Source organism: Colwellia polaris (assembly GCF_002104515.1).
In the GTDB taxonomy this organism is placed as follows: domain Bacteria; phylum Pseudomonadota; class Gammaproteobacteria; order Enterobacterales; family Alteromonadaceae; genus Cognaticolwellia; species Cognaticolwellia polaris.
Map to the genome: position 1 here is coordinate 555,359 of NZ_NBOE01000002.1, position 21,338 is coordinate 576,696.

Consider the following 21,338-nt stretch of genomic DNA (forward strand, 5'->3'; position numbering starts at 1 on the left):
ACAACACTCCATTTTTGTCGGGGTTTTAGGTAAGGTTTATATTGAAACTAATGGACTGATATGAACTTTTCTTTCTTTGTATTTAAAACGACTTGGACCATATTCACGAAGGCTTTTTTCTTGAAACTCTCCAATCGTTACTTGAACACCATGATAAACTCTTTCGTTAGCTTCAACAAATACGTTATTCATGTACTCTTGTAATATCTCATCAAGTGATTCTTTTTCAAAAACTAGCTCTGTTATCTTCTCTATATGGTACTTATAGTTAGCTGCTACTTTTGTTAACAACTCTGGCTTCGCTTTCTCTTTTGGTAAGCTTTTTAATTTAGTGGCGGCAACTCTTAACTCGTTAGATTGGTCAGTTTCAGTTTTAATGGCGTGATCAATTTGTTTGATTCTTTGCAAATAATCATTCATTTTATCTGAGAAAGTAATAATGGTGAAACTACCTGCTGTGGCACCAATAATACCGGCACTTACAAACTCTCCTGCACTAGTATAACCAGCAATAAGCTTACCGTTGGCTCGATCTTTGTTTCCAACCCATAAACTTTTATCAACTCTGATGATATTGTGCATTACTTGTTTTTCAACTCTTAATGAGTCACAAGCGATATCAGCGTATTGGCTGTATTTTGCGTAAACTTTACCACCTGCTTTGATATTAACGCTCATTCTTGCTTTTGACACATCGAGCACTTCAATATCTTGTTTTTTACCAATAATACCATTGCCAATCGTAATATCTCTTCCAGCATCTAGCGTAGCAGATTCAACAAAACCGCCGATTGATATATCCCCGGTTGCTGTCACCTTCATGCCTTCACCGACATTACCGTCGATTATAACACTGCCTTCAAACTTCACATGGCCGGTACTAATATCGACACTTTTAAGGCGATAAACACTGTCAACTTCCATACCATTTTCAATAATACGAGGAAGCCCAATTAGGGTGGAAATTAATATGCTGCTATTTTTCTCGCTTAAAACCGTACCTTCCCCAACACACATTTCAATGTCAGCACCTGGTGAGGGATGTAGTATTTCACCGGTAACGGTATATCCTAAAATGCCTTCAGTGTATGGAATTTTTTTCGCGAGAGGGTCTCCAACTTTTACACAAATTATATCACCTAAGTCACGCATATCTACGCTGCCGTCATCACGTTCTTTTGGTTGTAATATTCGATCTTGTGCGCTTTCAACTAAGTGTTTTATATAGGCGTTTTTGCCATCAATAGGAAGTTTACCATGTGCTATTTCACCTTTAACAACAGAGCCTGACTGCTCTTTAGTTGCTCGCTCAGCAAGTTTAACTAGCTGTTCTTTACTAAAACCTTTACAGACATTACTCGCCTGAGCTAAGTTTAAAATCTCTTTTGCACTAAAGTGTTTACCACCGAACGCCGTGGTAATTTCTGCAGTGGCTGACATTAAATCGCCGGCAACTTCAATTGCAAACGTTGCGTCGCGTCGCTCAAGTATTTGATACTTTATTTCTCGGCCTGTATGACCTTCTTTTAAGGGCTTTAAAACACTTTTAAGTTCAGCAATGGCATTCTTAACATTACCATTAACAACATATAAATTACGGTAGGAGGAATTTTCAATTAATTCTTGAATATCAGCCACCGTTAGTACTGATTCTGTTTTGATTGGAGACAGCACTAGGTCTATATTATCTTTATTGTTACTTACTAATCTCGCCTTTGTCACACGCCTAAAACTCCATTACTGCATAGTGTCATCGTTTCTATATGTAATTTTGCTGATGAACTTTTATAAAATTTATTGTGCCTACTTTTGAATAATCTAGTTTATATTCTTTGTTATCTAAGGCTTGAACAAATATTAACGTTTTTTCTTCGCCGAAGACTTCAGCCATACTAACATCTACTAGCTCTTGGTAAGCTTTTTTTGCTTCAGAGCGCTTAACGGGCATTACGCCATTATATAGTTCGATACTCGCATGACCTACTATCACCACAGGGTGATTTCCATTAACAACAAGTAAATCAAACTTTCTATTTTTGTGAATAATGGTATTTCTACCACTAGTGATAAAGTTCTTTTCGTTCAAAGTATTCTCCTTTATGTTAAATCGGTTTCTACGCACTCTTTAACGGCTTAAGCACACTTTAAATTTATCTAATTGACGATGACCATTTATTGTTAATAATAAACTTGAACTACCCATGTATCCTTATTACTAAATATATAAACAATTGAATTACTAAGCAATATAAAAACTTTATCTTTATCCGTTTCAGGTATTTGTTTAATTTACTCGGTTATAGTTTGGGCTTTCTTCACTGTTGATTAAAAGTCTTCGAATTAAATCTAAGCTTCTAGCAGCAACCAGTTGTTGAAAGTACTTTCTAGCTACAGGAATGCAGTAATACTTTGCCTGTAAAGTGTGCTTCCCACCCCAAGCTATCCAAACTGAACCTACGGGCTTTTCTGCTGTTCCGCCATCAGGCCCTGCTATACCAGAAACAGCAATAACGAAATCAGCACTTGATTGTTCTAATGCGCCTTCAGCCATAGCTAACACCGTTTGTTTACTTACTGCGCCATAATTTACTAACGTTTGGTTAGGCACATTAAGCAGCTTTGTTTTCATGCTATTTGAGTAAGTAATAAAACCCGCTTCAAACACGGCAGAGGAACCTGGTATTGCGGTAATTTGACTGGCAATTAACCCACCTGTGCAAGACTCAGCCACCGTGATTTTTTGTTTTGTTTGAGCTAGCAGAGGTACGACATATTCTGCGATAGTGGTGTTGTTATTTTTTCCTAAACCTAAAACATGATCACCCATCAACAAGCTCAGTTTACTTTGCCACTCAGCTAGAATTGTTTGCTCTTGTGTACCTTGAACACTTAATTTAACTTCTAAAAGTGGCATTGCTGCTCTAAAGCCAATAGCTATTTCTTTTGGCCAATTGGGCATTTTGTCATTTATAAGAGCTTGTAACGTAGATTCACCTAATCCAAAAGTCTGCATACGAGACATATTAAACGTAGTCGAATCAGGAAATAATGTTTTTAAAGTAGGGATTATCTCATCTTTTAACATATGAGTTAATTCGCTTGGTACGCCAGGAGTACATAAAATAAGGCATTGATTTAAAACCATGCTAAACCCTACAGCACTACCTGTTTCATTGGCAATAATATCGCATCCCAAAGGTAGATAAGCTTGTTTTAAGTTTGGCTTGTTCAGCGTGGTTTGTCTTCGCTGTGCCCAGTTTTTTAAATGGAGGTGTGCCTTTGAATTTAATTCAAGCTCAACGTTACATGCTAGTGCTAAAGCTTGTGAAGTGAGGTCGTCTACCGTTGGGCCAAGGCCGCCGTTAATAATAAGAATGTCGCCAGATTGACTTAGTTTAGTGATTTCTGCTTGTAAAAGCGCTAAGTCATCAGCAATAGTCACTTTTTTTCTAATTGTTAAGCCAATATCGTTAAGCTGTTCAGCAAACATGAGTGAGTTAGTGTCGATAACATCACCATTCATTAATTCGTCACCCGTTAACAATAAATTCACTTGCTTAGCCATACTGCTCCAAAATTCAATTATACTCATGCTTTATGTTAACGAAAAAATAGCTGAATTGCGCAGTAATTTTTATTTATTAACTTGTCTGTTTTTTACACCGACAACAATATGCATTATGATTATTAGATTCATTAAAACTCACAAGTTAGGTATACAAGTGACAAAATCTTTTAACGGGTGGTCGATATTTACGCTATCAATTTACTTGGTTATGCTTTCTGTTTGCGTGAGTGATAAGTTACACGCAAAAGAATACATAATAGGTGTTGAAGATGTTAGTTATTACCCATTTTATGATTTTTCTGCAAAGCAATCTAATCAAAAAAGTTTTTCGAAAGAGTTACTCAGTACTTTTTTTCAGCAGCATGGTTACAAGTTTCAATTCGTTTCATTACCCGTGAAACGGTTCGACAAGTGGTTTGCTGAAGAAAGTATAGATTTTAAGTTTCCAGACAATGTGCGTTGGCGATCAGCAGAAAGTAAAAAGTTAAATATAAGCTATAGCAAGCCTATTTTACATTTAACCTCGGGTAGCTATGTACTGAAAAAAAATAGAAATTTACCAGAACAAGCGATAAAGCGTTTAGGTACAATGTATGGCTTTTATCCTACGCTTTGGGTTGAGCGTGTGCGAAATAACTCGATTGAAATCGTGGAATCGAAGTCTACTTTTAGCTTAGTTAAGCATCTTTTACATGGTAACTTAGATGCCATAAATATTGAGAAAAATGTAATAGATCATGTGCTTAAGGGGATGGGAAGGGAGAAAGATGAAATTGTTTTGAACTTGCAGGCTAAACATGAACGATATGCTTTTCACTTTTCTACTATCCTACACCCTGAAATCCTGCAAGAATTTAATGAGTTTTTAAATACCCATAGTAAACAAATAGCTGAACTAAAGCGTAAATACGGTATAATTGAAGCTCTAGCCAATTAAAGTTTTCTTCCTTAGTTAAATTAATAAGACGTTGATAAAATGAGCAATAATTCACAGTTGTATAATCGAGCACTTCTGATTGGTAAATGGTATCGCAGTGATCGAGATGATGACGGCCATTTATTTACAGAATTTGCCGAAATTTCATCGGATGGTCGTTATGAATTTACGTTTATTCAACATGATGACCATGGCAACGTTTCAGAGCAGTCGGTCGAGTCAGGTGACTGGGGGTTGGTTGGAGATATTCACTTCACCATAAGTAAAAGTGAATTTATTAATGAAGCACATTATGCTGCAGATTTAGAGCATGATGATAATTATCATGCATATCGAGTTTTAAATTTAAACAGTCAAATTTTCGAATATCAACATATCATAAGTAATGAAGTGTTTATCCTGCGCCGAGTTATTGATAATATTGCGCTCAGTTAAAGTACGAGTGACATAAGCGCCTTCTTACATTTCAGTTTCCATTAATCATTTTGAGAGTTCCGATGAAGCAATTTAAAGCAGCCAGTTTAATGACGGCAATTAAAACGCCATTTAATGCTAAAGGCGATATAGATTTTAATACCTATGACCAATTAGTCGCTGAACAGGTTAAAGCAGGTGTTGATGGCATTATAGTTGGCGGAACAACAGGTGAAGGGCACTTATTAACTTGGGAAGAACATTTAATTCTTATTGCGCATAGTGTTCACAAGCATGGTAAAGATTTACTTATTATTGGCAATACCGGTAGCAATAATACACGCGAAGCAATTAAAGCCACCCAATATGGTTTCGCTGCAGGTATGGATGCAACATTACAAATTAATCCTTATTATGGCCGTAGTTCAAGTGCGGGCGTAGCTGCACATTTTGGCAAGTTACTCGATATTGGGCCTGCATTTATTTATAACGTGCCTGGCCGTACAGGACAAGATTTAACGCCTGATATAATTGAACCGTTATCAAAGCACAAAAACTTTATTGGCGTTAAAGAGTGTACCGGTAATGAACGCATTGCTTATTATGAAGAGCGAGGCATAGCTTGTTGGTCAGGTAACGATGATGAAAGTGCAGCAGGGCGTCATAAGCATGGCTCGCATGGTGTTATTTCTGTTACATCGAATATCGTACCGAGTTTAATGAGACAGTTAATGGATACACCTAATGATAGTTTGCAGCAACGCATGGAACCACTAATGCAATGGCTGTTTAGTGAACCTAATCCTATTGCAATTAACACCGCATTAATGATGACTGGCGCGGTAGCGCCAATTTTTAGAATGCCATATAAAGCACTAACTAAGATTCAACGTGAACAAGGTTTAGCGCTACTGACAGAAATAGCAAGTGATGAATTAGTTGGTGATAAACTGATGCTAATGGCAGATAACGATTTTACGTATTGCTGTTAATAATTAAAAAACAATAAAATTTTTTAGCGCCGCTACCTTAATCAGAGCGGCGTTTTTGTTTCTAAAACATTCTTGCCAAGTACTAAATTATCGCTCTAATTGCGGTCGTAACGCTTCAGGTACTGAAAAATTTAGCTTAACTTGTTGTATTGGACAGATAAATGTTAACTCTACGGCGCACAGTTGGAGATCAATGTCTTGGTTTCTGTCATCAAGGGCATTTAGCTCTGAAGCTTTACCATGTAATCTGTCACCAACAACACCTTGGCCAATACTTGCAGCATGGATACGAATTTGATGTTTGCGACCCGACTCAATATTTACTTTCAGTAATGACCAATCTCTTTGCTGATTATATTCAAGACAAAGAAAATGACTTCGAGCTGATTTACCGTCAACCTGCGTATCGACTGTTTCAGGTTGTGGGCGTTGTTGGTGATCGCCACGCACAATAATATGATATGTTTTTTCAATTTGATGTTGTTCAAACAGCAAACTTAATGCTTGAGCGGCTTTTTTCGTGTGTGCGACTAAAATTAACCCCGTGGCAGCGCGATCTAAGCGATGAACAGAAAATACCGCACGCTCGGGTTGTAAGTTCTTTTGTGCCCAGCGAGTTATGGTGCAATGGTCACTCCATTTAGAGCCTTGAGATAACATACCATAAGGCTTATACCAAACACTGTAGTGAGTTAAATCAGCAATGAGAGTTGCCGGTGTTGGTCGTTTTGATAAAACATTTTCATCATAATAAAAGTGCAATTTATCATTGAGTTGCAGCTTTTTTTTCACGCGACGACAGCGCTGAGTACTTTTACCACGGCTATGCCATAAAGCACCTTTATCGATCGACTTTTTAATTTCACTCACTGTTAAATCACATTGAATTTGTAGTGCTTCAATGATATTAATTTCGCTATCAATATTGATATGACATTCAAACTTTTTCAAATCTAAGCTACTCGATAAATAATGACACGCTAGTTTAGCAAGTTTATAGACTGAATGGGCATGACAAAAAGCATCATCTGCTGAATATATTCACTTAAAAATCGATATTAATTTAATTTAGCGCAAATGGAATTGGTTTTTAACGACAGAGAAAGATAAAATACCGACCTAGAATACATAAAATGAAACAACAAAAGATTAAGGCGAGAACAAACTATGCAACGTAATGAAACGTTATTTCCTCTTGATAATGTCGGTAATGCCTTATGGGATATGTTAACCGGTGGTGATGATTTAAACGTAGAAAGAGAGTTTGAATTTTCTATAATTTTTCCGAGTGAAGAACAAGCGTTAAAATTTGGTCAACTACTATTAGAAAATAATCAGAAGTTATCTTTTTGTCCTTACCAAGGCGATGACAAGTTTCCTTGGGAAATAACGGCTTACCCTTATATGTCAGCCAGTTATGAAAATATTGCCGCTTATCAAGAGCTACTTATGACTAGCGCGACACCATTTTCAGGTAAGTACGACGGCTGGTACTGTGTCGATTCGAGTAAATAAGGCTATATAATGGATGAACAGCAATTTAAGCGATTAAAAAGTCTAAGTGCTAAATCATTTAACGATCAAAAAGCTTTAATTAAAAAAGTGCTAGCAGGGCGAGAAATAGCATGTACGCAATGTGGTACGCCTATTCGCGTCAGCTTGCCAGAAGACAAGAAAACAACAGGGCTATTTTGTGCGAAAGGCTGTACTGATATCGCATTAGACTTTGTAATGTAAAGCGCTAAATAATGGCTGGCGCTTTACATATTAATTATTATAACTAATTAAAGAAAAGTGGCAATATCAGCCAAAGCTTTCTTGGTTGTTGCATGGTGTGGCACTGTGGCATCTTCACTTGGGTAGCCAGCAATTATAAGCATATAAGGGCGACTGTTGTCATCGCGATTACAAATTTTGCTTAAAAATGACATCGGTTTCGGCGTATGCGTTAACGTAACTAGCCCACTAGAATGCAAAGCATTAATTAAAAAACCTGTAGCAATTCCAACCGACTCATGAACATAATAATTGGTATTTTTATCTTCAATGGCAATACCGCCTTTTTTCTCACTAAAAATAGCAATCAGCCAAGGTGCATGCTCTAAATATGGTTTATTAGCATCTGTACCTAGTGGTTTCAATGCATCAAGCCACTCATCACTAGCTCGCCCTTGATAAAAGTTACTTTCATGAATTTCTGCTTGCTGGCGTATCTGTTGTTTAACATTTTGATCACTAATAGCAACAAAATGCCAAGGTTGATGATTGGCCCCGTTCGGCGCAGTACCTGCTGCTTTAATACAGTTTTCTATAATTTCTTTAGCGACAGGGCGGTCACTAAAGCTACGGATACTATGGCGGCGTTTAATATTTTCGTAAAAGTCAGCTGAGCGCTGTAACATTTCTTCGCTTGGGTATTCGATATAATCGCTTAGCGGCGATGAGTCATGATCTTGCATGGATATTCCTATTCTTATTTTTCTATAGAATATCGATAAAGTGATTAAAAAAGCAAGCCTATCGGAGGAATTAAGGGTGAAGACTTAGGCCATTATAAACTTTAGAATTGTGATAGAGCGCCCATAATTTAATGGTGTTGTTGTTCGATGTAGGAGAAGTAAGAAAGCCGTTAATCCGATTTTATTCGAGGTATTAGTAATGTAAATGCGCTTGTTGATTTAGCTGTATTTTGTATTGCTTTAAACCTGTTCTACGACGAGCTTTTTCAGCAGAAAAAACTCCTATAATAAATGAGGAAAACATAATTGAAATAACAAGAGCAATATGTATCTCTTGAAAATAAGCCGCACTCAATGTCACTAGCACAGCACCAACTACGCAATAACTTAATACAATTCTTAGCCACAAAATAAACAATATTAATAAACTTTCGGATTGTATAGAAGCTTTCACAATATGCATGCTGATCACTGTTAGTAAGGTAGCTGCACATTATAATATATAAATTGATAATGCTTGGGCGCTTTTATATCCAAAATTAGCATACTAAAAAGTCTTAATGTCTAGCTTGTTTTTATGCTTGTAGTCGTCGTGATAGCAAGCGTGAGATATCAATGATTAAAATAAAGGTGTGTAGCATAAGTAGAAGTAGCATAAGTAGAAGTAACATAAGAAAAAAGCGCCAAAAGGCGCTTTTTTCATCATTAACATTTAAAGGCAAGCAACCATTGCTTAGCCAATAAATTTACGGGCGTTGCGGAACATACGAACCCAAGGTGAATCTTCTTGCCATTCGTCAGGGTGCCATGAGTTAGCAACGGTGCGAAATACACGTTCAGGGTGTGGCATCATAATAGTGACACGACCATCTGTAGTAGTAAGCGCGGTAATACCATCAGGTGAACCGTTCGGGTTCGCTGGGTAGGTTTCAGTAATATGTCCATAGTTATCAACATAACGTATGGCAACAGTACCAGACTCATTTGCGTTATCAATAGCATCATCAGAGCTAAACTCTGCACGACCTTCACCGTGAGACACTGCAATTGGCATACGAGAACCAGCCATACCTTCAAAGAAGATAGACGGTGTTTCTTGTATTTCCACCAAGCTAAAGCGTGCTTCAAATCGTTCTGATTTGTTTTGAACAAAGCGTGGCCAAGCTTCTGAACCCGGAATAATTTCTTTTAGGTTTGACAGCATTTGACAGCCATTACAAACACCTAGTGAGAAAGTATCTTCACGTTCAAAGAATGTTTTGAACATAGCTTTAGCATTTTTGTTGAACAATATTGATTTTGCCCAACCTTCACCAGCACCTAAAACATCACCGTATGAGAAACCGCCACAAGCCACTAAGCCATTAAAGTCGGCTAAGTCTGTACGACCCGATAAAATGTCTGACATATGTACATCGATAGCAACAAAACCAGCACGATCAAAAGCTGCTGCCATTTCAACATGCGAGTTAACACCTTGTTCGCGTAAAATAGCAATGCGTGGATTAGTTGAATTTTGCGCATCTTTAGCCATTAAGTCAGCTACGATGTCTTCGTTAATATCAAAGCTTAAGTCTGCGTTTAGACCAGGATCTTCAGTATCAAACTTAACATCGTGTTCTTGCTGTGCACATTCAGGGTTATCACGTAACGATTGCATTTTATGGGTAGTTTTAGCCCAAGTAGTGCGGTAGTAAGTACGTGAATTTTCTAATACCACTTCGCCATCGCGGCTAAAGCGGATAGTGTCTTCATTATTGATACGGCCAATGTCAGTACAACATTCTTCAATACCAAACTTAGCAAAAACTGCGTGAATAGCATCAACATCGCTTTCACGAATTTGTATTACAGCACCAAGCTCTTCACTAAATAGAACATCTACATCGTTACCAGACGCTGAAGTAAGTTTGCTTAAATCAATATCAACACCGGTGTGGCCAGCAAACGCCATTTCTACAACCGTGGTAAATAAACCGCCGTCTGAAATGTCATGATAGGCAATAAGCTTTTCATCACGCACTAAGGTTTGCATAGCATTGAAGAAGTTTTTCAAGGTTTCAGGACAATCAACGTCAGGGGTTTCTTTACCAAGTTGTTTATAAACTTGTGCTAAACATGAACCACCTAAACGGTTTTTACCTTTTGATAAGTCAATAGCAACTAAACGTGTATCACCTTGATCTATTCTTAGCTCAGGAGTAACGGTTTTACGTATATCTTCAACAGCACCAAAGGCAGTAATTATAAGCGACATGGGTGATGTTACAGATTTCTGCGCACCATTTTCATCCCATTGGGTTTTCATCGACATTGAGTCTTTACCCACAGGAATAGTTAGCCCCAGCGCAGGACACAGCTCTTCACCAATGGCTTTAACGGCTTCATATAAGCCTGCATCTTCACCTGGGTGACCTGCTGGCGACATCCAGTTAGCTGAAAGTTTAATACGGTTTAATCTATCACCGTCAGCACCCGCAATATCAGTACCGGCAATATTCGTTAACGACTCTGCTACGGCTAAACGAGCTGATGCGCCAAAGTTTAATAAAGCAACTGGTGTACGCTCGCCTAACGACATAGCTTCGCCATGATAAGAGTCAAGCGCAGAAGCGGTAACGCCACAATCAGCTACTGGCACTTGCCAAGGACCAACCATTTGGTCGCGATTAACCATACCGGTTACTGAGCGATCACCTATGGTAATTAAGAAGGTTTTCTCTGCCACAGTGGGTAAAGATAATATACGTTCAGCGGCATCAGCTAGAGTAATATCTGCAACGCTAAAGTTATCACCAGTGGCAATTTTTGACTCAACATCTTTAAATATTTTAGGGGTTTTACCTAATAAAACATCAAGCGGTAAATCAATGGGGGTAGCGAGTTTATCGTTACCGGCAAAGTGTTCATCAGTAACCGTTAAATGTTCTTCTTCTGTGGCACGACCAACGACAGCAAACGGTGCACGTTCGCGTTGGCATATTTGTTCAAATCGGGCTAAGTTCTTGTCTGATACCGCGATAACATAACGCTCTTGTGATTCGTTACACCAAATTTCATGTGGTGCCATGCTGCGCTCGTCATTGGGTACTTTACGTAGTTCAAAAACACCACCACGGCCGCCATCAGAAACAAGCTCAGGGAAGGCGTTTGATAAACCACCTGCGCCAACATCATGAATAAAGGCGATAGGGTTTTCTTCGCCTAGCTGCCAACATTTGTCGATAACTTCTTGGCATCGACGTTCCATTTCTGGATTTTCACGTTGTACAGAAGCAAAATCTAAGTTTTCAGCAGATTGTCCTGAAGCCATTGAAGAAGCTGCGCCGCCACCAAGGCCGATGTTCATTGCTGGACCACCTAAGGCAATTAAATTAGCACCAACAACAATCTCACGCTTTTGCACATGTTCGTCACGAATGTTACCTAAACCACCAGCCAACATAATAGGTTTGTGGTATCCGCGTACTTCGCTGCCGTTAAACGAGTTAACTTGTTCTTCGTAAGTACGGAAATAGCCTAAAATAGCTGGGCGACCAAACTCATTGTTAAATGCTGCACCGCCCAATGGGCCTTCAGTCATAATATCTAAAGCAGAAACTATACGGTTGGGTTTACCAAAATCAGTTTCCCATGGTTGTTCGAAACCCGGAATACGTAAGTTAGAAACCGAAAAACCGACTAAGCCTGCTTTAGGTTTTGAACCAATGCCGGTAGCGCCTTCATCACGAATTTCACCACCAGAGCCTGTTGCAGCACCAGGATAAGGAGAAATAGCCGTAGGGTGGTTATGGGTTTCAACCTTCATTAATATTTGAATGTCTTCATGGTGATAACCGTAAACATTCGTTTCTGAATTTGGGAAGAAACGACCGCCTTTATTACCCACCATAACCGCAGCATTATCTTTGTAGGCACTTAAGACAAAATCAGGGTTCACTTCATGCGTGTTACGGATCATTTTAAATAATGATTTTGGTTGTTTAACGCCATCGATAGTCCAGTCAGCGTTAAATATTTTATGACGACAATGCTCAGAGTTGGCTTGAGCAAACATGTAAAGTTCAATGTCGTGAGGATTTCGGCCTAACTTGGTGAAGTTTTCAAATAAGTAATTAACTTCGTCGTCAGCTAGGGCAAGGCCTAAATCAATATTGGCAGCAACTAACGCATTTTTTCCACCATTTTCAATGTCGATACTGGTTAGTTCACCGGGTTCAGCACTAGCAAATAATGCCGTGGCTTCAGTGGTATCAGTAAATACAGTTTCCATCATGCGGTCATGAATCAAGTTATTTAATGATGTTTGTTGGGCAGATGTTAAAGTCGCAGCGTTTTCAGTGCTAATATAATAAGATAAACCGCGTTCAAGACGAATAACTTTAGATAAACCACAGTTGTTTGCAATATCGGTAGACTTTGATGACCAAGGTGAAATAGTGCCAGGTCGAGGTGTTACAAGGAGGAATTGGCCAACAGGTTCGTGTTCTTCAATGGTTGGTCCATACTTAAGTAATTGCGCTAAAACAGTAGACTCATCATCACTTAAAGCTTCGGAAATATGAGCGAAGTGAGTAAACTCAGCATAGATATCCGTAATGGGCAGTTGCAGCTCTGAGCACTGATTCAGTAGTTTGTTTACTCTAAATTCAGATAGTGCTGGTGCACCACGAAAGGTTTTCATCAACATCGACATAGTCTATTTCACCGGGTTAGATTAATTAAGGATAAAAAACGCGCGTATTATAGTTTAAATAGGCTCATTATAGAAACGATTTGTCTCTTTTCAAGCCAAGTTTTTGAGGTCAGAATACACGCCAAATTAAAAATAGCTTTTTAAATATCTCAATTCACGTGACAATAGCAATTATGATAAAAAAACAAATAAAATTATTCGCCAATAAAGTGAGTGTAAAAAAGCAATTAGCCTTGTTTTTATTACCCTTTATTGTTTTGCTAAGCGCATGTGAAAACCAAGAGACGTCTGCAAACTTACAGAGAATTATTGATAGAGGTTACATAACGGTTGGTACGCTTTATGGCAATACGAGCTATTATCTTGATGCTGAAGGGCCTGCTGGCTTTGAATATGAACTAGCACAAAAATATGCACAGTTTTTAGGTGTCGAATTAAAAATGATGCCGAGCTACAACTTAAATGAATTGTTTCAACAACTCGATAATGGCAGCGTCGATATTCTTGCTGCCGGACTCGCGGTTACTGAAAGTCGCTTGAAAAACTATCACTTTTCGCCAAGTTATGACAGCGTAAGCCAAAAGCTAGTTTTTAAACAGGGTAATATCAGACCGCGTAAGCTTGCCGATTTAACGGGGAAGTTACAGGTACTTGAACAATCTAGCCATGTAGAGAGCTTAGCGCAATTAAAGATCTCTAATCCTGAGCTTGTTTGGTCGACTACCAGTGAGCTTGATAGCGAAGAGCTTCTGCTGCGTGTACTTTCAGATGAGATTGACTACACCATCGCAGATACCAACACCTTGGCAATTAGCCGTAGATATTATCCTGAAATTAGTATCGGTTTTACGATATTAAAAGAAGAATCTTTAGCCTGGATGATTAATAAAAATAATGACGACACTATTTTTGCCAGCTTAATTGAGTTCTTTGGTCAAGTGCATCATAACGGTGTGTTATTAGCATTAAATGATAAACATTACGGGCACATAGAAGAATTTAATTATGTTGATACCCGTATGTTTATTAAAGCAATAGAGCAGAAGCTACCTAAGTATCAACCTTTGTTTGAAAAATATGGTCAAGACGTTGATTGGCGTTTACTCGCGGCAATAAGTTATCAAGAATCACATTGGGAACCTCACGCTCGTTCTTACACTGGTGTTCGTGGCATGATGATGCTAACGCTACCAACGGCAAAGCAAATGGGTATTAAAAGTCGACTTGATGCTGAACAAAGTATCCGAGGTGGCGCTAAATATTTCAAACAAATGATAGCTCGAATGCCAGATAGAGTGCCTTCTCCAGATAGATTATGGTTTGCTTTAGCTTCCTACAATATAGGGCTAGGGCATTTAAATGATGCGCGAAATATTACTAAACAACAAGGTGGCGATCCCGACCGTTGGGTGGAAGTAAAAGAGCGTTTGCCACTACTTAAACAGAAAAAATATTATAAAAAAACGCGCTATGGTTACGCTCGAGGTGATGAACCGGTTAATTATGTTGAAAATATTCGCCGTTATTACGACACCTTAACTTGGATGGATGATCAAGCGAAACAAATTGCCCAGAAAACAGAGTTAGCTACCTTGAACGAACAAGCAAACTAAAAGGGGATATGATAGCGTTTGAGTTTATTTCATTAAAGTGTCATAAACATAAGAGATACTAATTAAAATAAAACTGAACTTGCTACATTCCGGCTAATTAATAGCGTAAAAAATTAATGTAGTGAGGTTTTACTGTTTTGGTGTTTATATGCAAGGCAAGAGGTTAATATGAAATTTAAGAGATGCTTTATTAGTAATCAAAGAAAAAGAACCTTAAAACGTCACAAAATAAGGTTAGCAAATCGACGTCATACCCAATTTGCATCCGATCATTTTCATAGTGCTAGCGCTGTCGATACTATAAAAACTTTACAAGATAGTTGAAATAGCTACTGAAGTTTAAGCTCATTACTTTTTACACTTTTTACACTTTTTACACTTTTTACACTTTTTACACTTTTTACACTTTTTACACTTTTTACACTTTTTGTTTTTCTAGTTCCCCAATCTTGAGTTACATTTTTACAACAGCTTAGTAATTACTTAAATAGTTATAATACAAAAATCAGTATCAAAACTTGATATTCTCGAGCAAGCGTCGAAAAATAAATTATTTATAAATATATTAATAGGTCATAAATACTTATTAGTACGACTTTTATATCTAAAAAATATTTGGCAAAACTTAATTAAGTCCTTATTTTGTAAGGTGTTTTTAAAAATGGTTGAACATGGAGTTTATTCAGTTATCCTTAAAGATAATTTATTAAGCATTACGTTAATTGGCTCATTTAATGAACTTGCAACAAAGTCAGTTTGTTTGCAAATAAAAGCCAAGGTCGACAGCTTGAAAGGCAAAGCCTTTGCTGTATTGTTCAATGGCATAGACTATGAAGGTAGCACACCTGCGGCGCATAAAATATCTAATGAGTATCTTTCATGGGTGAATAAACAAAATTGTATAGCTTGGGCTGCTGTTTATCATCACGCTATTTATGCAGAAATGGCAAAAAATGAACAGCCTGCAATGTTTGAAAGTAAAAATCGTCGTGAATTTTATGATATTGAATCAGCAAAGTCTTGGCTAGCAAGTCTGTAGTTTTTTGTTAATTTAATATATTAATAATGAAGCGGGTATATTCAATTATATTGTTACTTTTTCCGCGCTAGCTTTTCTGCTTTTTTTTCTGCTCTTCTGCGTTTAAAAAAAGCAGAAAGCATGTTGCTACACTCTTTTGCTAAAAGGCCAGAGTTCACCACCACTTGATGATTATGTTTTTCATGATTCAATAATGAAAACGCACTACCTGCCGCACCTGTTTTTAAATCTTTACTGGCAAATACTAAGCGATTTATCCGGCTATGCACTAATAAGCCTGCACACATAGGGCAGGGCTCTAAAGTTACGTATAGCGTGCAATCGAGCAGACGATAATTTTGTAACTTTTTACCGGCATCACGAATGGCGACCATTTCCGCATGGGCAGAAGGGTCGTTATTCATAATCGATTGGTTAAAACCTTCCCCGACAATTTCACCATTACAAACAATAACAGCGCCAACGGGTATTTCATTATGGCTGTCAGCAATGTTAGCTAGCTCAATGGCGCGGCGCATAAACTTAATGTCTGCTGCAGAAAAACTATCCTGAGCAATACTACTTTTAGAAAGGCACTGCTCGGTAAGTTTTGAGTCAGTAAGTTTTGACTCAGTAAGATTTGAGTCAGACAGGTCACTATCGTGACTTATATCTTTTGGGTTGAGATTAATGGTTAAATTTTTTGTCATCGCAGGTTATAAAAACATTTCTAATAAGTCGTTAAGGTAACGGTGGCCAAGTTTGCTAACCGACCACAGCTTACCGTCAAATTCCATTAAGTTTTTAGCTTTAGCTTCTAAAAGTGTAGGTAAAATTGTCTCAATATTTAACCCTGTATAGGCTTGGTACTCATCCAATGAGAAACCTGAAAATAAGCGTAATCGGTTCATCATGTATTCAAAAGGTAATTCTTGTGCTGAAACAGTATTAAGCTGATCAAGTGCTTTTCTACTGGTATCTAAATAGCCTTTGGGGTGCTTTATTTTTACCGTGCGGTAAATGGTTTTTTTGGTTACATCGGTAATTTTACCGTGCGCACCACAACCAATACCCAAGTAGTCGCCAAACTGCCAATAGTTAAGGTTATGCTGGCATTGAAATTCAGGCTTACTATAAGCAGAAATTTCATATTGTTGATAACCCGCAGCATTTAACAAAGCAATGCCTTGGTCTTGAATACTCCACAGCACTTCATCTTGGGGTAATTTAGGCGGTCGTGAGTGGAATGCAGTATTAGGCTCTATCGTTAACTGATACCATGAGATATGGCTAGGATTTAAGCGAATCGCCGTTTTTAAATCATCAAGGGCATGAGCTACGGTTTGGTCGGGTAAGCCATGCATTAAATCAAGATTGAAGCTTTTTACGCCACACTCGTTAGCTAGGTTAGCTGCAACTTTGGCTTGCTCGCTATCATGTATTCTACCAAGCTTTATTAATTTATCTGAGGCAAAGCTTTGTACGCCAATAGATAATCTTGAAACACCGCCATTAAAAAAGCCAATAAATTTTTCAGCTTCAACAGTGCCAGGGTTAGCTTCTAAAGTTATCTCAATATCGGCTTTATGTTCAAAGCGTTGTAATACTGCGGTTAATAGCTGTTCAATTGCCGGCGCTGAAAATAAGCTTGGTGTACCACCACCAATAAAAATTGAATGCAAAGGTCTGTTATGTAAGCTAAAGCGTTCAATATCGCTGTCAAGATCAAGTAATAACTGCGCAATATAGTCTTGCTCAGGAATAGCGTGCTTTAAAGCATGAGAATTAAAGTCGCAATAAGGGCACTTTTCAACACACCAAGGTATGTGAATATATAACGAAAGTGGTGGTGCAATTAACATTTAACGTAGGGCTTCTAAAAGTTGTGGGACGAGTTTTTTAAGGGCTTGGCCACGGTGACTCAGTTGGTTTTTTAAATCTCGCGGTAATTGCGCTGATGTCATTTTATGATCAGCTTGCCAAAACACTGGGTCGTATCCAAAGCCTTGCTCGCCTATTTTTTCTCGGGCAATACTGCCTTGCCAAACACCATGACAAATAAGCGGTGTAGGATCATTTTCATGACGCATGTAAACCAGCACACAATGAAAACGAGCGCTGCGTTGTTCATCGGCTACATTTTCTAAGGCAGTTAAAAGTTTGTTGGTATTATCATCATCACTAGCGTTTTCGCCGGCATAACGGGCTGAATAAACGCCAGGAGCACCATTTAAAGCGTCAACTTCTAAACCCGAGTCATCGGCTATCGCAGGTAAACCGGTAACTTTTGCAGCATGGCGTGCTTTAATTATCGCGTTTTCTACAAAGGTGGTGCCGGTTTCAGCAACTTCACCAACATTGAATTCGCTCTGGGGTTTAATTTCAATATTTTGAGCCGCTAACAAACTGACAAGCTCGTTTACTTTACCTTGGTTGCCGGTCGCTAATACAATGGTGGTCATCACGAATACCTTAGAATTAATTAATCATAACAATGGCGCGCATAATACCTTAATCTACAACAAAGAGGGAGCACTTAAGCACGAATTAAATAAAACTCAGAGGCAGTATGTCGTTAAAAGATACCTTTATAGGTTTAATTATTATTTTTATCTGGGGCTTTAACTTTGTCGTTATCGCTTGGGGTGTAGAGTCGATGCCGCCACTATTAATGGGAGGCTTACGATTCTTATTAGTTGCACTACTGGGATCTTTGTTTATTGCTAAGCCTAATATACCCTGGCGATGGATGACACTTTATGCGCTAACTTTGTGTTTTGGCCAGTTTTCATTATTATTTTCAGCGTTAGCTTTTGGTATGCCGGCAGGGTTGGCTTCATTAGTTTTGCAGTCGCAAGCGGTGTTTACCTTATTATTTTCATTATTCATGCTAAAAGAACAAATTAAAAACAGTCAAATCTTGGCCATGCTCATCGCTGGTGGTGGCTTGTATATTATTGGTAGCTCAGGCCAAGCCCATAGTATGACATTACTTGGTTTTAGTTTAACCATTGCCGCAGCCATAGCTTGGGGCTTAGGTAATGTGGTTAACCGTCTAATAAATCAACGAGGTTATCGAGCAAATATTGGCTTAGTTGTTTGGTCGTCTTGGATAGCCATGGTGCCTTTCTTTGTTACGAGTTATTGGGTAGAAGGCGAAGTAGCCATAGTCAATAGTTTACAAAACTTAAATGGCTTAAGTGTTTTCGTATTATTTTACTTAGCTGTTGCCGCGTCGATGATAGGTTACAGTTTATGGAGCTATTTATTAACCAATTACCCAGCAGGGCAAGTGGCGCCGTTAACTTTAGGTGTGCCTATTGTGGGTATAATGTCAGCCTCGCTTTTACTGAATGAACAAATGTCAGCGCAGCAAATATTCGGCATTGTTATTGTTATGCTAGGTTTATTGGTTAATACCTTGGGTAGTAAACTCTATCGCAGACTCAGACTAAAATCAGTCAGGTAATATTTTAAAATAGTTTAGGGTAAGCGTGTAGTTTACGCTTTTATCAGGAATGATATTGAGGGGAGAATAAGCATAAAAAATGGCACTTTACTATCTAAAGTGCCATTGGGAATTTTAATGCTTTTTAACCTTTAATTAGCAAAGCTAATCAACATAAAATTTTTGTGAGAAGGTTAAATTATGCTGTTTACCTTTATCGGTGATATTAATATCAAAATAAATGGTTTCTTCATTGCTGTAACCCACTTGTGCTAAATAATAAACCGCGTCGCCTTCTTTAACTTCCATAAAGTCTAACGATTTAATTTGTCCTACATCGTTTCGGGCTTTACCATTTATGTTTACCGTTTTTGCGGGGTTGCCGTCTTGGGTATTGTCAAGCACCGCAATATTGACCAAGCCTTTATAGCGACTACGTTCAATACCATAAGCTTTAGCAATTTCAGGCGTTAAAAATGTTGAGCCAATGGCAATATAATGCACATTAAGATCATTCAATTTTTTCATATTTTCAGCATTAACTGTGGCGGTAAGCATCAATGCTAGTGCACATAGCCATTTGAGTTTATTGAAAACGTTATTCATATTGTGAACCTTATATTTTCTATAGTGGTTATTATTTAGTATATATAATGCTGTTAATCAAAATGAGTTAACGCTTATAACACGGCCCAATATGGCACCCAACCAGCCAATAAAATGTTTACTACATTCAATAATAAAAAGGCGATAAGTACCGATAAATCAAGCCCGCCAATACTCGGGATTATGCGTCTAATTGGCGTTAATATTGGCGCAGTAAGCTGATTGAATACCATTTGAGTTGGATTGTAGCCTTGCACTACCCAGCTCATTAATGCCATTACAAGCATAATAATAAACAGTAAAACGCCAGTTTGCTTAATAAGGTAAATTAAGCCTAAATATAATGCTGAAACAATATCAATAGGGCCGCCGTTAAGTAACGGAATAATAATAAAAGTTAAGGTCGCAACAATATAAGCTAAAATTACTGTTGCTAAATCAACACCACCAATACTTGGTATTACACGACGTAATGGAATAACTAAAGGGTTACTTACTTTTACAATAAATTGGCTTAGTGGGTTGTAAAAGTCAGCACGAACAAGTTGTAGCCAAACCCGCAACACTAAAATCATAATGAATGTGTCAAAGGCAAATTTAAGCAAATAATTAATTGCTTCCATCTAAAACTCCAAAAAATAAAATTAATTTAATCAGTGCTTTACTTGTTTTGAATGTATAGCACTGCAAATATGTTGATCGTAATACGATTAACTACTTTTCGCCATTTCTTTAGCGCGCGCAACGGCACAATTCATGGCATTTGAAACAAGACTTTCCAAACCACCTTCAACTAAAGCGTTCAACGCTACTTGGGTTGTACCGCCTTTTGAGGTTACGTTTTCACGAAGCTTGCCGATAGACTGTTCGTTTTCAATAACCATTTTAGCAGCGCCTAGCGCAGTTTGTTGCACAAGCTCTCGGCTGTCTTGTTCACTAAAACCGTAGGCCATAGCTTGCTTTTGCATTGCTTCCATAAACAAGAAAAAGTAGGCAGGGGCAGAGCCCGAAACAGCAATGATATGGTCAATTTGTTCTTCTGAAGTTAACCACTTAACAATGCCGACAGATTCCATTAATGATGTCGTAAATACCTTTTCTTCTTCAGTGATATGCTCATTTGCATATATTCCAGATACGCCAAACCCCAGTTGTGAAGGGGTATTTGGCATGGTTCTAATGACGGTGCAAGGCTTAGCCAAGGCTTGTTCTATTTGTGCCATAGTGCAACCGGCAGCAACTGAAATAAAGCACTTTTTGCCAATCTCAATTTGCTGACTTAAAAGCTGGCAAACTTCTTCTATAAGGTAGGGCTTTACGCCCAGAACAATCACGTCTGCAAAAGTTGCTGCTTCAATATTGCATTGTGTTTGTTTAATACCGTGTGCGGCTTGCAAAGCCAAGCGCTTTTCTGCTGAAGGATTCGATACGATAATATGTTCAGGGTTAAAACCACCATTTACTAAGCCCGAAATAATTGCACCGTTCATGTTACCTGCGCCAATAAAAGCTATTTTTTTCATAAGTTTCCTATCAAGTATTGCTGATTCAATGAATGTAATTGGTCATTCATTACTAAATTTTGTC

General features: G+C 38.1%; 21 protein-coding genes. 8 read left to right on the top strand and 13 right to left on the bottom strand.

Translation table 11 applies throughout. The features are described from left to right. Positions 1–36 precede the first annotated feature (36 nt). From B6A32_RS06840 to B6A32_RS06850, 3 genes are all read right to left on the bottom strand, one after another. Positions 37–1,722: a DUF342 domain-containing protein gene (locus B6A32_RS06840; RefSeq protein ID WP_085302245.1), complete on the bottom strand. Its 1,686-nt coding sequence runs from the start codon at positions 1,720–1,722 to the stop codon at positions 37–39. A gap of 37 nt (positions 1,723–1,759) precedes the next feature. Further along, positions 1,760–2,086: a hypothetical protein gene (locus B6A32_RS06845; protein WP_085302248.1), complete on the bottom strand. Its 327-nt coding sequence runs from the start codon at positions 2,084–2,086 to the stop codon at positions 1,760–1,762. A 198-nt stretch (positions 2,087–2,284) separates the two neighbouring features. Further along, positions 2,285–3,565 (bottom strand): CinA family nicotinamide mononucleotide deamidase-related protein, encoded by a 1,281-nt coding sequence (locus B6A32_RS06850; protein ID WP_085302389.1) that lies wholly within the window; start codon positions 3,563–3,565, stop codon positions 2,285–2,287. 157 nt (positions 3,566–3,722) lie between these two features. On the opposite strand from B6A32_RS06850, the gene B6A32_RS06855 reads away from it, so the two are divergent. The 3 genes from B6A32_RS06855 to dapA all read left to right on the top strand — a co-directional run bounded on the left by B6A32_RS06855 (position 3,723) and on the right by dapA (position 5,911). After that, on the top strand, positions 3,723–4,505 hold the full coding sequence (locus tag B6A32_RS06855; RefSeq protein ID WP_143327879.1) for a type 2 periplasmic-binding domain-containing protein: 783 nt from the start codon (positions 3,723–3,725) through the stop codon (positions 4,503–4,505). A gap of 39 nt (positions 4,506–4,544) precedes the next feature. Further along, positions 4,545–4,940 carry a hypothetical protein gene (locus B6A32_RS06860; protein ID WP_085302252.1) on the top strand — a complete coding sequence of 132 codons (396 nt, stop codon included), beginning with the start codon at positions 4,545–4,547 and terminating at the stop codon, positions 4,938–4,940. 62 nt (positions 4,941–5,002) lie between these two features. Then, complete coding sequence (gene dapA, locus B6A32_RS06865) at positions 5,003–5,911, top strand: 4-hydroxy-tetrahydrodipicolinate synthase (RefSeq protein ID WP_408607660.1); 909 nt, start codon at positions 5,003–5,005, stop codon at positions 5,909–5,911. An 87-nt stretch (positions 5,912–5,998) separates the two neighbouring features. On the opposite strand, the gene B6A32_RS06870 is transcribed toward dapA, so the two are convergent. After that, positions 5,999–6,862, bottom strand: coding sequence for an RluA family pseudouridine synthase (locus B6A32_RS06870; protein WP_085302256.1), 864 nt, complete (start codon positions 6,860–6,862; stop codon positions 5,999–6,001). A 216-nt stretch (positions 6,863–7,078) separates the two neighbouring features. Between B6A32_RS06870 and B6A32_RS06875 the strand changes: the two genes are divergently transcribed. Both B6A32_RS06875 and B6A32_RS06880 read left to right on the top strand, forming a co-directional pair. After that, positions 7,079–7,426 (top strand): ribonuclease E inhibitor RraB, encoded by a 348-nt coding sequence (locus B6A32_RS06875; RefSeq protein WP_085302258.1) that lies wholly within the window; start codon positions 7,079–7,081, stop codon positions 7,424–7,426. 9 nt (positions 7,427–7,435) lie between these two features. Then, positions 7,436–7,648 (top strand): hypothetical protein, encoded by a 213-nt coding sequence (locus tag B6A32_RS06880; protein WP_085302260.1) that lies wholly within the window; start codon positions 7,436–7,438, stop codon positions 7,646–7,648. A gap of 47 nt (positions 7,649–7,695) precedes the next feature. Here B6A32_RS06880 and B6A32_RS06885 read toward each other — a convergent pair whose 3' ends face one another. The 3 genes from B6A32_RS06885 to purL form a co-directional block, all read right to left on the bottom strand. Continuing rightward, positions 7,696–8,370, bottom strand: a complete 675-nt coding sequence (locus B6A32_RS06885) for a nitroreductase family protein (RefSeq protein ID WP_085302263.1) — start codon at positions 8,368–8,370, stop codon at positions 7,696–7,698. 193 nt (positions 8,371–8,563) lie between these two features. Further along, positions 8,564–8,833, bottom strand: a complete 270-nt coding sequence (locus B6A32_RS06890; RefSeq protein WP_085302265.1) for a hypothetical protein — start codon at positions 8,831–8,833, stop codon at positions 8,564–8,566. A 270-nt stretch (positions 8,834–9,103) separates the two neighbouring features. Beyond that, positions 9,104–13,054: a phosphoribosylformylglycinamidine synthase gene (gene purL / locus B6A32_RS06895; RefSeq protein ID WP_085302391.1), complete on the bottom strand. Its 3,951-nt coding sequence runs from the start codon at positions 13,052–13,054 to the stop codon at positions 9,104–9,106. A gap of 185 nt (positions 13,055–13,239) precedes the next feature. On the opposite strand from purL, the gene mltF reads away from it, so the two are divergent. Then, positions 13,240–14,679: a membrane-bound lytic murein transglycosylase MltF gene (mltF, locus tag B6A32_RS06900; protein WP_085302267.1), complete on the top strand. Its 1,440-nt coding sequence runs from the start codon at positions 13,240–13,242 to the stop codon at positions 14,677–14,679. Between the two features lie 661 nt (positions 14,680–15,340). Continuing rightward, positions 15,341–15,718 (top strand): hypothetical protein, encoded by a 378-nt coding sequence (locus B6A32_RS06905; RefSeq protein WP_085302269.1) that lies wholly within the window; start codon positions 15,341–15,343, stop codon positions 15,716–15,718. 53 nt (positions 15,719–15,771) lie between these two features. On the opposite strand, the gene tadA is transcribed toward B6A32_RS06905, so the two are convergent. From tadA to B6A32_RS06920, 3 genes are all read right to left on the bottom strand, one after another. Further along, a complete protein-coding gene (gene tadA, locus B6A32_RS06910; RefSeq protein ID WP_233131347.1) occupies positions 15,772–16,236 on the bottom strand; it encodes a tRNA adenosine(34) deaminase TadA in 465 nt (154 codons plus the stop codon). Positions 16,237–16,413: 177 nt separating this feature from the next. Next, positions 16,414–17,559 (bottom strand): radical SAM family heme chaperone HemW, encoded by a 1,146-nt coding sequence (gene hemW / locus B6A32_RS06915; RefSeq protein ID WP_085302273.1) that lies wholly within the window; start codon positions 17,557–17,559, stop codon positions 16,414–16,416. After that, positions 17,560–18,162 carry an XTP/dITP diphosphatase gene (locus B6A32_RS06920; RefSeq protein ID WP_198946872.1) on the bottom strand — a complete coding sequence of 201 codons (603 nt, stop codon included), beginning with the start codon at positions 18,160–18,162 and terminating at the stop codon, positions 17,560–17,562. A 104-nt stretch (positions 18,163–18,266) separates the two neighbouring features. Here B6A32_RS06920 and B6A32_RS06925 point away from each other — a divergent pair, with 104 nt between their 5' ends. Continuing rightward, positions 18,267–19,166 carry an EamA family transporter gene (locus B6A32_RS06925; protein ID WP_085302277.1) on the top strand — a complete coding sequence of 300 codons (900 nt, stop codon included), beginning with the start codon at positions 18,267–18,269 and terminating at the stop codon, positions 19,164–19,166. 144 nt (positions 19,167–19,310) lie between these two features. On the opposite strand, the gene B6A32_RS06930 is transcribed toward B6A32_RS06925, so the two are convergent. The 3 genes from B6A32_RS06930 to proC form a co-directional block, all read right to left on the bottom strand. Beyond that, positions 19,311–19,751: a DUF4426 domain-containing protein gene (locus tag B6A32_RS06930; RefSeq protein WP_085302279.1), complete on the bottom strand. Its 441-nt coding sequence runs from the start codon at positions 19,749–19,751 to the stop codon at positions 19,311–19,313. Positions 19,752–19,825: 74 nt separating this feature from the next. Then, entirely contained in the window at positions 19,826–20,374 is a 549-nt protein-coding gene (locus tag B6A32_RS06935) for a YggT family protein (RefSeq protein ID WP_085302293.1), read from the bottom strand. An 87-nt stretch (positions 20,375–20,461) separates the two neighbouring features. Then, positions 20,462–21,274 carry a pyrroline-5-carboxylate reductase gene (gene proC / locus B6A32_RS06940; protein ID WP_085302295.1) on the bottom strand — a complete coding sequence of 271 codons (813 nt, stop codon included), beginning with the start codon at positions 21,272–21,274 and terminating at the stop codon, positions 20,462–20,464. Positions 21,275–21,338 lie beyond the last annotated feature (64 nt).